This window comes from Acidobacteriota bacterium (genome assembly GCA_030949985.1).
In the GTDB taxonomy this organism is placed as follows: Bacteria; Acidobacteriota; Polarisedimenticolia; order J045; family J045; genus JALTMS01.
Genome location: JAUZRX010000025.1, coordinates 66417 through 78939, shown reverse-complemented (window position 1 = coordinate 78939; position 12523 = coordinate 66417). Strand labels below are relative to the sequence as shown.

Sequence of the window (12523 nt, the reverse complement as noted above, 5' to 3'; positions counted from 1 at the left end):
GGCTCACTTTCCTCCCTGGCGTCGGGCGCGGATGCGTTGGCGATACTCGCGGAGTTGCCGGCCGAGCTGCTCGAGCTGGCGCACGCGGTCGGTGACTTCTTCGATGTGGGCGTCGAGCAACCTCTCGAGTTCGTCCAGCATGGCGGGAGTGCTGCCGGCGTCGAAGGCCCGGGCCAGCGCTCCGATCTCGTCGAGGGTCAGCCCGAGGGTCTTGAGCCGGGAGATGAATTGCAGGCGTTCGAGGGCCTCGAGGTCGTAGAGGCGGCGGCGGCCGCCGCCCCGGGCCGCCGGGTGCAACAGCCCCAGCTCCTCGTAATAGCGGATGGTCCGGGAGCTGACTGCGGCCCGGCGGGCCAACTCGGAAATGTCGAAAGCGTGGGTCTCGGCGGGATCCATGGCCCGGGGAGGATAGGCTATCCCCCAGTTTACGTCAACTGCGGAGCGAGTCAGGGGCAGGTGCTTTCGCTCCGCGTTCGCTCCTGGCCGCCCGAAGTGAAACCGGAGGGGCTTTCCACTCCGTCCACGTGACCGGTGACCAGGAAGTAGCGATCACCGGCGGGCACCTCGGCCGCCGGCACGGTGGTCTTCAGCCGGCCGTCCCCCGCGGGGGAGGTGGGAGCATCGCAGCGGGGATCGAAGCCGCTCGCGCCCCCGTGGTCGAACGCGCCCCGGGCGTGGAGGGGCGCGAGGCTGCCGGCGTAGAGACTGTAGGCCGCCGAGCCCGCCAGCTCGTCGAAGGAGAACTCCAGCGCGCCGTCGCCGAGCCGGGCGACAGCCAGGCCGGTGACCTCGGGCGGGCGCTGCTTTTCCTGCCCGTAGATGTCGAGCCACACGGCGTCGATCACGACCTGGTAGTCGTCCCCGGCGGTACCGGCCACCGGCGAGGCGAGCAGCCGAAATGCGGTACTCGCCACCTCGTCCATGGTCAGGGGAGGCCAGGTGTAGCCGCGCCCGTCGGCGCTGATTTCGGGATTCCTGGTCAGGGTGGCGCTCACCGTGCGGTAGGTGGGTACGTTGGGCACCACCAGGGTTTTCATGTCGCCGTAGTCCGGATCTTCGTCGGGCTTGTTGGGGCCTCCCGAGCCGACGATGGGCGTGTAGTAGTCCCAATCCGTCGGCTTGAAGGCATGCCCCGCGGGGGCCCGGAACAGGCCCCCTACCGAGGCCTCCACCCGGTAGAAGTCGTCGGTCACCGTGCCCGTGGTGCGATAGCGGATGCCGGCGATCACCCGGGAGGGAACGATCTCGTCGTACCAGTCGGGAAAGCCGGCGAGGCGAAACTCTTCCTGGCCGATACCCAGGCGCACGGAGGCTCCCGCCCCGCTGTCGGCGCCGTCGAGAGCCGCTTCGGGGTCGGTCACCTGGGCCCCGTTGCGGGTTTCCCAGGTGGTGGGGTAGAGCCGCCGGACCCGGCGCAGGTAGCCATGGTCCACCCCCGTGGCGCTGGTCGCCCCCAGGGGGTCCTTGGGGCCCAGGTTCACGCCGCCGAGGGCCTCCCAGAGCTTTTCCCGGATGATCTCGTAACCCCGCCCGCGCGGATGGATGTCGTCGCCGAGGATGTGACAGATCTGGTTCTGGAAGCCGTTGCAGCCGGCCTGCAAGTCCTCGTGGGAGTACTCGAGAAAGACCTCTGCGTTGGTCACCCGCCGGGTCTGTCCCCAGGCCACGTCCCGCAGCATCTGGTTGAGGATCGGCAGCCACTCGATGTGGAAGGGCTGACTGTCACCGCCGGGGCAGCTCCAGGCCAGGTTGTCGTAGAGCGTATTGAGTTCCACGTCGGCCTGGGGCAATTCGGAGACCAGGGCGGAGAGGATCTCCTGCAGGTTGGCCCGCGAGTCGATCATCTCCGCGGCGGCGATGTTGATCTCCTCCTGGGTCGGGTTCGCCCCGGGTTCGTTGTTCAGCAGATCGTTGCCGATGATCGAGATGGTGACGAGTTGCGCGCCCTCTTCGATGACCCGGAAGACGTTGTTCGTCTCGCCCCCCTCGTCCACCAGCAGGTCGTCGGTATGCTCACCCTTGATCGCGGCCTCGTCGAGTTGCACGCTGGCGTCGGGAGCCACGCAACGCAACCGGTCGCGGACCTGCTTGGAGTACCAGAAAGCCGAGGTGTCGAAGCAGGAATTCCAGTTCCAGGCGATGGAGTCACCCATCGATGAATACAGAACTGAGCCCGCGCTCAGGTTGTCCAGCAGGTTGGGGGCCACCGCGTAGCGGCGCAGGCCCACCGGATGGGTATAGCCGGGACTGCCCTCGGCGCGCTCGTCGGTGCGGCCGAGGGTGCGGCGCCACTGGGGCGGATCTTCCACCCGCAGCAGGTAGCAGCCGTTGCCCGGCGTGAAGGAGAAGCTGCCGTCGGCTCCGGTGAGCACCACCTCGTCCACGGCGCCGCCCGCGTCGGACCGGCCGAAGAGCCGCACGCTGACCCCTTCGACCCCGGGCTCGTCCGCCGCGCGGACGCCGTCGCCGTCGACGTCGTCGAAGATCACGCCGGAGACCTGTTGGGCGGCGGCCAGGTCGGCGGTGGCCAGCAGCAGGGCGAGGACGACGAGCGTCGGGCCCTTCATCGTCCCGCCTCCCGGACGAAGACACGGTGCCAGGCAAAGCCGCCACGGACCCTCCCCCGGCGTTCGAAGCGCAGGGTGACCCGGCATTCGAGGCGGTCGTCCCCGGCCAGGGTCCACTGCTCGTCCACCAGCAGGTAGGTGTCGTCACCGGGAGCCGGCAGCACCCGGTAGGAGGCCGTGGCCGAGCGCAGGTCGGGCGCCACGGTCGAACGGACCCGGTCGAGCCGGGCCGCTCCCCCGGGAGCCGGGTAGGCGGGCCACTCGGCCTGCAGGTCATCGGCCCACAGCAGCCGGCCGGTCAGAGCCGCCCCCCGCGTGCGGAAGACCACCTCGAGCCGGTCCCCGGGCCCCTGGAAGTCGTGACGCCCCTCGCCGTAGTACTGTTCGCTCAGCCGCCAGCGGCCCTCGAGGGTCGTGGGCCCCGAGGCGACGACGGCGAGGCCGGCGCCCAGCAGCAACACGCAGAAGGCGAAAAGACCCCGAACGATTCTGGCCATCAGCCGATTCCTCCCGTCCAGACTTTACCGCGAAGGAGGTGAGTCGGAAGAGGTTTTTCACCCTCGCGGTTTCCGCGCGCCCGTTCGATCATGGGAGACTCACCGCCTGGACAGCTCAGGATTCGAAACCGGCGCCAGCGGTTAGAATTTCAGGGCACCACCCAAGGAGACGATGCATCATGGCAAAGAAGATCGGAGTCGTGCTTTCGGGTTGCGGCGTCTACGACGGGGCCGAGATCCACGAGTCGGTGATCACCCTGCTGGCCCTCGACCGGCAGGGGGCCGAGGCGGTGATCTGCGCCCCCAATGTGGAACAGCTGCACGTGGTCGATCACCTCAGTGGCGAGGTGGTGGAAGGGGAGACCCGCAACGTGCTGGTGGAATCGGCCCGCATCGCGCGGGGCAAGATCACCGACCTGGCCGAGGTGCGGGCCGAGCAGCTCGACGGGCTGATCCTGCCCGGCGGCTTCGGCGCGGCGAAAAACCTCTGCGATTTCGCCGTCAAGGGAGCCGAGTGCACCGTTCATCCGGAGGTGGCGCGGATCGTCCGGGAGGTCCACCAGGCGGGCAAGCCGGTGGCGGCGGTGTGCATCGCCCCCGCGGTGCTGGCCAGGGTGCTCGGTGACCAGGGCCCGGCCCTGACCATCGGCAGCGATGCGGAGACCGCCGCGGCCCTCGAGAGTCTCGGCGCCCACCACGTGGCCTGTCCTGTCCGGGAGCGGGTGGTCGACTCCGACCGCAAGTTGATCACCTCGCCGGCCTACATGTTGGCCGAGAGCATCTCGGAGGCCGCCGAGGGCATCGAGAAGACCGTCGCGGCCCTGCTCGAGATGGCCTGAGGCCCCCCGCATCTGGCCCTGGTCTGGCGCGGAACCTAACTTTTCCCTGATCCGGGACACCGGTCCCTTCGGTGAGGGGCGGGGCTTGCCCCGGCAGTGGGAGCCGCCGATGCGGGGTTCAAGACGTTGCCTGTTGTCCGTTTTCGTCTGCCTTGTGCTGGTCGTCGCCGGTACGAGCTGGGCCGTGCCCGCGCCCCCGGTGCGGGCACGGGTGGTCAAGACCCCCGCCACGATGCGGGCTCTCGAGAAAGCCGGCGGCCGGGTGGTGGAAGACTACGGGACCTTCCTGCTGGTGGAACTGCCCGACGGCCGCGGGAACCCGGCGGCGCGTGCCCTCGGCTCCGCCCTGAGCTGGCTGCCCGACGACCGCTGGGTCGGTCTGCGGGACTACCCCTTCGAAACCAAGGGACAGAAACTCTTCGCCGAGAGGGCTCCCGCCCGCTTGTTGCGGGACCAGTACCCGGACGACCGGCCCGAGCTGTTCATCGTGCAGTTCGCCGGACCGGTGCGGGACTCCTGGCTCGAAGGGATCCGCCGCCACGGCGGCAAGATCATCGACTACGTCCCCGACTACGCCTACGTGGTCCTGATGCGTCCCTCACAGCTCGAGAGCCTCAAGAGCGCACCCGGAATGCGCACGACGGCCGGGGAGTCCCCGGTGGCCTGGACGGGAATTCACCAGCCGGCCTATCGCATCTCTCGTCAACTGCTCGATCGCAGCGGCAAGGTGAAAGTGGACCTGCTGCTGCTGGACAACGAGGCCGGCCGGGCCCTGGCCGAACGCCTGGCCGGCGAGGCCGAAGTGTTGCTCCCCTTGCGGGAGGCCGCCCCCTACCTGCGCCTGCGTCTGCTCCTCGACGCGGCGAGACTCGAAAAGCTGGCCTACGAGCCCGGCCTGTACTGGATGGAGGAGTGGGTCGAACCCCGTCCCTGTGGGGAGGTCGGCGCGCTGAACATGGCCGGACAGGCGGTCAACGGCGAGGCCGGCGGATTCGGGGACGCGGGCATGGGATGGTTGGCCTGGCTCCAGGCCAAGGGTTTCGATACCTCCACGCCTTCGAGTTTCGTGGTCAATGTCACCGACACGGGGCTCGACAAGGGCAACCGCGCGGGCAACTGGCACCAGGACCTCTACGACGCCGCCGGCAGCACTTCGCGGGTGGTCTACGTCAAGGACTGGACCGGCGACGCGGGCGGCGCCAACGACGGCACCGATGGTGACGGCCATGGCACCAACTGTGCCGGCGTGGTGGGCGGCTACAACAACGCTGCGGGCAGCGGCAACGGCGAGGTCAGCGGCAACGGTTACCACTTCGGCCTGGGTGTCGCTCCCTTCGTCAAGCTCGGCGGCTCCAAGGTGTTCAACTACGCGGGTAGCTGGAACATGACAGGCACCTACGCCCAGCTCGAGGGTTTCGCCTGGTCCCAGGGGGCCCGCATCAGCTCCAACAGCTGGGGCGCTGCGAACAACAGCTACACCACCGATGCTCGTACTTTCGACACGCTCGTACGGGACGCCTCCGGCGATCCGGGCAACCAGGAGATGATCATTCTCTTCGCCGCCGGTAACGACGGACCGGCGGCCAACACCGTCGGTTCACCGGGTACGGCGAAGAACGTCATCACCCTCGGGGCCGCCGAAAACTGGTGGCCGAGTTACAACTCCTGCGGCTGGCCCAGCGCGATGCAGGATTCCCCCGGCGACGACATCGTCTACTACTCGAGCCGCGGGCCCACCGCCGATGGCCGGCGCAAACCCGACCTGGTGGCCATCGCCAACGGGTGGAACACGATTCGAGGCCAGTTCGCGGGTACCGGCTGCGGGGCGCCCTTCGATACCGGTGACGGGACTCTCTATCGCAATTTCAACGGGACCAGCGCGGCGACTCCCGCCGCCGCCGGAGCCGCCGCCCTGATCTACCAGTGGGCCCTGGATCATGGATCCGCCCCGCCCAGCCCGGCGATGATGAAGGCGATCCTGGTGGCTACCGCCCGGGACCTGGCCGGCGGCGTGGACTGCACGGCGAGCGACGGTACCGGCCCCACGCTGCAACCCGTTCCCAACGACAGCCAGGGCTGGGGCCTGGTGGACCTGGGGCGGGCGCTCGACGGCACCGCCACCGTGAGCAACGATCAGCAGCACACCTTCGCCGCGACAGGCGAGGAGTACCGCCAATCGGTGGTGATCGACGATCCGACCAAGCCGGTAAGGGTCGTGCTGGCCTGGACCGACGCGCCGGGCAATCCGGGGGCGGATCCCTGGATGAACGACCTCGACCTGCAGGTGACCCATGGCGGGTCGACCTACCTGGGCAACGTCTTCAGCGGCGGCCTGAGCGTGACCGGCGGCACGGCCGACTTCCGTAACAACCTCGAGAGTGTCTTCCTGCCCGCCGGTACCACGGGAAGCCTCGAAATCGTCGTTCGGGCCGCGAATATCGCAGCCGACGGTGTTCCCGGAAACAGTGACGCCACCGACCAGGACTTTGCGCTCTACGTCTACAACGGCACCGAGTGCACGGCGCCCGCGGCGCCGGCGAGCCTTTCGGCGACAGCGCCGTCGGACAACCGCATCGATCTGCAGTGGTCGGCGGTCGGCGGCGGTATCACGGGATACGCGATCTACCGGTCGAAGACATCGGGCGGACCCTACAGCCAGGTCGATACGGTGGGCGCCGCCGTGACCAGCTATTCGGACACGACGGTCTCCGGTGGCACGACCTACTACTACGTGGTGCGCTCGATCCTCAATTGCGAGTCGCCGGATTCGGTGGAAGCCAGCGCTGCGGCCACCGGTGTCTGCACAGCGCCACCGGAGTTCAGCGGTCTGTCCGGCGCGACCAGCGCCGGACAGAGCACCTGCGGCGTCTCGCTGAACTGGAATGCCGCCGTCTCCCAGTGCGGAGGCCAGGTGACCTATCGGATCTACCGCTCGACCACTTCCGGCTTTACGCCAGGCAGCAGCAACATCATCGCCGCCGGGCTGAGCGGAACGTCCCATACCGATACCAGCGGTGTCCAGGCGGGGACAACCTATTACTACGTGGTGCGGGCCGTGGACTCGGTGGGCGGGCTGGTCGATACGAACGTCGTCGAACGCAGCGCCTCGCCGGCCGGTCCTGCGTCGGGTCCCGTGACTTACAATTCCACCGACACCCCCCGGGCGATTCCCGACAATTTCCCTCTCGGCATCACCTCGACCCTCACGGCCACCGGGAGCGGAACGTTGGCCGACGTGCAGCTCGACGTCAACATCACCCACACCTACCGGGGCGACCTGGTCGTCAAGCTCACTTCGCCCCAGGGAACGTCGGTCACCGTGCACAACGGCAGCGGCGGAGCGGCCAACGATATCAACACCACCTACGACCTGCTGACGTCGCCCGACGGGCCGGGAAGCATGAATGACTTCGATGGCGAAGAACTGTTCGGAGACTGGAAGCTCCAGGTGTCGGACAACGCCAGCTTCGATACCGGGACTCTCCAATCCTGGTCCCTGCAGGTGGAGACCCTCGGCTCGTGCACGGTGGGAGCTTCCGGCCGGCCCGGAGAAGTCTCTCCTGCCGGGGACGCCGGCTTCACCCGCGGCAGCGGCAGCGTGGTGAACCTGGGCTTCACCGCCGGCGTCGGGTCCACGGACACGACGGTCTACCGGGGCAGCGCCAGTGCCGGCCTGACGGGCCTCGAGTGGGTGGCGGCCCACTGTTCCCTCGGGACCAGCGGCACGGCGAGCTTCGATCCGGGAACCCCGGCCGCGGGATCGATGTTCTATTTCGTGGCGGTAGCCAACGACGGCCAGCAGGAGGGCTCCTACGGCCACGATTCCAGCGGCGGCGAGAGAGTCGACGCCAACGGGCTGGGCTGCGATTATCCGCAGATCCTGGTGGCGCCGGGGCCTGTCGCGCCGGGCAAGAGCCTGGCTCCCCGACCGGGCGCGCCCGCCGGTCCGAGATTCCGGAAGCCGCTGACGATCCCGCCGCGTCTGCGCGCCGAGCCACGGGAAAGCGGCTACCGGCGCGGTGAGGGACGACCGGCTCCGGCCCCCGCCTCCTGGAAGGGGGCTGTCGCCCGAACCGTCGCATCCTTCCCGGTGGAACCGCCCTGCCCCTGAGGGGCGGTGCCACCCGGAGGCGGCGGGACGCGCCGGGCCTCCGGCTCAGAGGGGACCCTCCTGGCCGCATCCATCGACGGCGGAGACCCGGTAGGAGGTCAGGCTGCCATAGGTCGCGCCTTGCCGGTGGCGGAACGTGCGCGTCGTGGAAGTGCCGAGCAGGCTTTGCTGCGAGAAGTCCGCGCCGTCGAGGGTGTAGATCTTGTAGCGCGGCGTATCGACGGGGTCGGACGACCAGTCCAGGAGCACGTCGTCGCCGTCCAGGCTGAGCCGGATCGTTCCCACCGTCGGCGGCGCCGCGCAACCGTCACATCCACCGCTGAGGTCCACGGTTTCGAAATCGTCGACCTCGGCCTCCACCAGGGAGCCGTCGGCCAGATCGCTGGCGATGAAGCGCAGGCGCATCTGGGTGGTGGGTGTGATCCCGGCCGGCAACTCCCACTCGACGTGGGTGAACACCTTGCCTTCATCCGATACCTGTGTCTGTTCGACGAGGCTCCACGTGGCGCCGTCGTCGTTGGAGATTTCCACGGTCCAGGTGTCCGTACCGGGCGTCGATCCCGTGTTGTTGGAATAGTAGCGCACGTAACGCACGGCGGGTCGCTGCATGCCGGTCAGGTCGAAGAGATCCGAGAGCAGGGTGGTGGTTCCCGAGTCCACGTCGTTGTCTCCCAGGCCGGGGCCGCTCAGGCCCGTCACCCAGCACTGGGTCCCCGATGGGCAGTTCCCCGGCTGGGCGTCGGTGTCCACCGGATCACCGAGTTCCCACAGGCCGGTGGTGGCGTCGTTGGTGCCCGAGCGGGCCCAGCCCGCGGCTCCGGTCTCGAAATTTTCGCTGAGGCGCACTTCCGGCAGGACCGTGGCGGCGGCGGTCTTTTCGACACCGTTGCCGTCTTCCAGATCCGCCTGGTCAACCGCGCGGACCACGTAGTAGTAGTCGGTTTCGGGCTGGAGCCCGGCATCCACCAGGTTCGTTTCGGTGGTCTGAGCCACCAGGTTGGCGGGGCCGGGCGTGAACCCGGCGGTGGTGGAGCGATAGACCCTGTAGACCACCGGTGTCGAGCAGGTTTCCCGGGCGGCGGCCCACTCCAGGTCGGCCTCGCCGCAGCCTGCGCCGGAGACGACACGGGTCAAACCGTCGAAGAGCGGCGGCTTGGTATCCGGTGTCGTGGGCGCGGCGGCGCTGCGGTAGACCAGGTTGTCTTCCTCGCCGGAGCGCGAGTCGTACGCCCGGACCACGTAGTGGTAGTCCTGGCCCGGGACGAGCAGGGTATCGAGGTAGGAAAGGCTCGTCAGGCCGGAGGCGACCAGCGTTCCCGGGCCGGGTGTGAAGTTCGGCGAGGTGGAACGGTAGACGTTGTAGGTGATCTCCGCGTTCTGGCAGTGGGTAGTGGCCGCCTGCCAGCTCAGCGTGTTCTCCGCGCAATCGGGTCCGGCCAGGGCCTGGTCGAGACCGTCGAAGGAAGGGGGTGTGAAGCAAGGGGGGGTCGTGTCGCAGACGGCCTCGGTGATGCGGAAGTCGTCGAAGGCTCCTTCGACGATGCTTCCCGTGTCGATCCCGTCGGCCACCCGCACCCGCACCCGCACCTGGTCGGTCAGGGTGATGATCGAGCCCAGGTCGAAGGAGACCCGGGTCCAGGCGGGTGCCGTCACGTTGTCGTCGAGCCACTCGACGAGCTGCCAGGTGACGCCCCCGTCGTCGGAGGCTTCGACCCGGAAGAAGTCGCCCGGGTCGTCGCCCAGGTCCCGGTTGGCATACCACCGCTGGTAACTGAGGGTCGCCTGGGAGAGGGCCGAGAGATCGAAAACCGGCGAGAGCAGCACCACCTCGCCGTCATCCACGTCGTCGCCGCCGTCGCCGCCGCCGTTGGGGGCGGTGAACCAGCAGGAACCGCCCGCATCATCGGAGTCGGATCCGGGCTGAAAGCCGGTGGCGTCCGGCACGCCGCGAGTCCAGTCCCCGGTGGTGGCGGTGGAGGAAGCCGCGTCGAAGATCCAGCCCTGGTCCGTCTCGAAGGTGTCGGCCTGGCGTTCTTCGTCGACGCCCACGCGGATCTTGAAATACTGGGTGTCCACCGGGCATCCGGTGGCGTCGGAGGCGGTGAAGGTGAAATCCACGTCGGAGCCGCAGGCCACGGTATCGTCCAGGCTGAAGCGGAAGCCGTTGTCGTTCTCGGCGCTGCCGAGGCCGGGAATGTCAGGGAAGGTGTCGGTGGCGATGTCCACCGTCACGCCGGGGGTGCCGGTGGCGATGGTTCCGCTGACGGCGGTCCCCGCCGTGGTCGAGAGATCTTCGAGGGTCAGGAAGAGGTCGACGGCCTCGCCCGGGTCCACGGTACCCGAACGGTTGCCGGCGGGGACGTCGTCGGTGCGCAGGTCCACGATGCCCAGAAGCGGGCGCTGGGGGCCGGTGGCGGTCTGCACGTTCTCGATGGTCGAGCGGCAGGACGCGCTGTCGACCGCCTCCACCACGTAGTGGTAGGTGTAGCCGGGCAACGCCTGGGTATCGGTGTAGCTCGTACCACTCACCGTGGCCAGGGGGAGCAGGGCGAGCCGGTCATTCAGAGGGTTCCGCAGCACGTTGTATTCCACGGCGCCGGCGACGGCGTCCCAGCTCAGGGTCACCCCGTTGCAGCCGTCGGTGATCGTCACCACGGGTTCGGCGGGGCGGCTGCAGTAGGGAGAAGACACGACGGGGTCGCCGGCGATCTCGTGCAGGTCGAAGGCGTCGAAGATCTCCTGGCCGTTGGGTGTGCCGTTGGCCAGGTTGCCGTCGTCGTCGTCCACCGCCAGGTAGGCGTCGTAGATGCTGTCGGCCTGGTTGGGCAGGTAGGTGCCGGACTGAGGCAGGGAGGCGAAGAAGATACGCTCGAACTCCTGCCAGCCCGTATGGTAGCCGTGCTTGGCGGCCAGGGCCTGTCCCAGGTCCCAGCCGGCCTGGCCGTAGATCTCGCCTTCGCAGTGGCATTCGAGGCCCAGGGGGCCGGAACACGATCCCGTTCCGCACTTCTGGGAAGCATTGGAGCGGGTCATCAGGCCCTTCGAGGTGGTCTCCTTGTCCACGTTGCGCACGCCCGCGCCGGAAGTGCGGAAGTAAGGGCCGATCACCGGATCACGCTGGTAGATGAAGGCCACGTGGTCGGCGGTGCCTTCACCGGTGGCGGAGTCGCCACCGAGGGTGTTGCCGTCCAGGCCATGACCCCACTCGTGCTGCATCACGTCGGCGATCTCTCCGGTGTTGTTGCAGCCGCCTCCCGAGCGGTAGAAGTTGGCGCTGCCGTTCCAGAAGGCGTTGCAGGTGTCGTTGATGTTGACGTTGGTGGTGATGGTGGAATCCAGCCAGGGGAGGGAGAGCCACTTCTTGGCCAACAGCCGGATCATGTTCAGGTGATAGAAGCTGTTCCGCTCGGCTTTCGTCGATACGCCGTTACCCACCTCGTCGCTGCCGCCGAGTCCCAGCTTCAGCCAGCCCAGGCCCAGGTCGCTGGCCGCGTGGTCCTGGGGGGGATTCGTGCAGCCGTCCTTGCACTCGGTGCGGAAGAACCGTCCTTCGAGTCCACTGGCCACGGGTCCACCGGCGTAGAGGTAGTAGCCGGCCCGGTCCGTGACCGATCCACCCTCCGTCTGGGCCAGGGGGAAAGGCCGCTCGACCTCTTCGTCCACCACGGTGCGGCCGTAGACGCCGCCGGTGATGCGGCCGTAGGCGTTGGCGTCGAAGAACTCCAGGACCCGTCCGGTGCGCGCATCGACCCGGGCCGTCCAGGTCGGCGCTTCACCGCCGCGGCGGAAGGCTACTTCCCAAACCAGGTGGTGGCGCAACTTGCCACTCTCCGCGACGGGAAGGAAGAAGGAACGGGCCTCGCCGAAAACTTCGTCGACTTCGGTGCGGCCGCCTGCGTGGTCGAACATCGCCGCGATGGCCTGGTCGGTGTCGATCACCGCTTCGGTGCTGTCGATCGATCCGCCCAGCAGGCGGGTGCCGAACTGGATCAGGCGACCGCTGTTGAAACGAAAGAAGACCCGTGCCCCTTGCACGCGCCTTCCGGCGACCAGCCAATCGAAATCGATGAAGGCGACGCGGCCGCCATCGATCAGCATCGAACGGGTGGTGGACAGGACGAGCCGTCCGACAGGAGGGGCGAGCAGTCCCGGATGGTCGGCGATCAGCCGCCGGGCCCAGGTTTCGAGGTCGGTCAGGCTCGGGGGCGCGGCGCCGAAATCGAAGGCCGCCAGGCCGCTTCCGGAAACGAGGGAGGCCCGCCCGGAGTCGGCCTCGAGGCGACCCCACCATTGACCTCCCGCCTCCCTGCGAAAGGCGTCCAGCGGGCCGGTGGCCGCCCGGGGGTCGGTGTCGGCGAGTACCGCGTCGCCGCCGGCGGCCGCTCGCACGACCTTGTCCGCCAGGCTTCCGCCGTCGTGGGGCGCCAGGGCCAGGGAGAGACCGGCGCAGGTGAGAAGGACGCAGACGACGATCCCGCGGGGGATGGAAAAGCGACTCATCGGGGGGGC

At 68.5% G+C, this 12523-nt stretch carries 6 protein-coding genes; 2 read left to right on the top strand and 4 right to left on the bottom strand.

Translation table 11 applies throughout. The features are described from left to right. Positions 1–3: 3 nt before the first annotated feature. The 3 genes from Q9Q40_07785 to Q9Q40_07775 are packed head-to-tail and all read right to left on the bottom strand — an operon-like array spanning position 4 to position 3064. Entirely contained in the window at positions 4–396 is a 393-nt protein-coding gene (locus Q9Q40_07785) for a MerR family transcriptional regulator (GenBank protein MDQ7007118.1), read from the bottom strand. A 50-nt stretch (positions 397–446) separates the two neighbouring features. Continuing rightward, on the bottom strand, positions 447–2567 hold the full coding sequence (locus Q9Q40_07780) for a GDSL-type esterase/lipase family protein (protein MDQ7007117.1): 2121 nt from the start codon (positions 2565–2567) through the stop codon (positions 447–449). Continuing rightward, positions 2564–3064 carry a hypothetical protein gene (locus tag Q9Q40_07775; protein ID MDQ7007116.1) on the bottom strand — a complete coding sequence of 167 codons (501 nt, stop codon included), beginning with the start codon at positions 3062–3064 and terminating at the stop codon, positions 2564–2566. The genes Q9Q40_07780 and Q9Q40_07775 overlap by 4 nt, the downstream gene beginning before the upstream one ends. A 179-nt stretch (positions 3065–3243) precedes the next feature. Here Q9Q40_07775 and elbB point away from each other — a divergent pair, with 179 nt between their 5' ends. Both elbB and Q9Q40_07765 read left to right on the top strand, forming a co-directional pair. Then, positions 3244–3903 carry an isoprenoid biosynthesis glyoxalase ElbB gene (gene elbB, locus Q9Q40_07770; protein ID MDQ7007115.1) on the top strand — a complete coding sequence of 220 codons (660 nt, stop codon included), beginning with the start codon at positions 3244–3246 and terminating at the stop codon, positions 3901–3903. A gap of 109 nt (positions 3904–4012) precedes the next feature. Further along, the gene (locus Q9Q40_07765; protein ID MDQ7007114.1) at positions 4013–8014 is read left to right on the top strand and encodes a S8 family serine peptidase; all 4002 of its coding nucleotides are present in this window, start codon (positions 4013–4015) and stop codon (positions 8012–8014) included. Between the two features lie 45 nt (positions 8015–8059). On the opposite strand, the gene Q9Q40_07760 is transcribed toward Q9Q40_07765, so the two are convergent. Continuing rightward, entirely contained in the window at positions 8060–12514 is a 4455-nt protein-coding gene (locus Q9Q40_07760; protein ID MDQ7007113.1) for a hypothetical protein, read from the bottom strand. Positions 12515–12523: the final 9 nt, after the last annotated feature.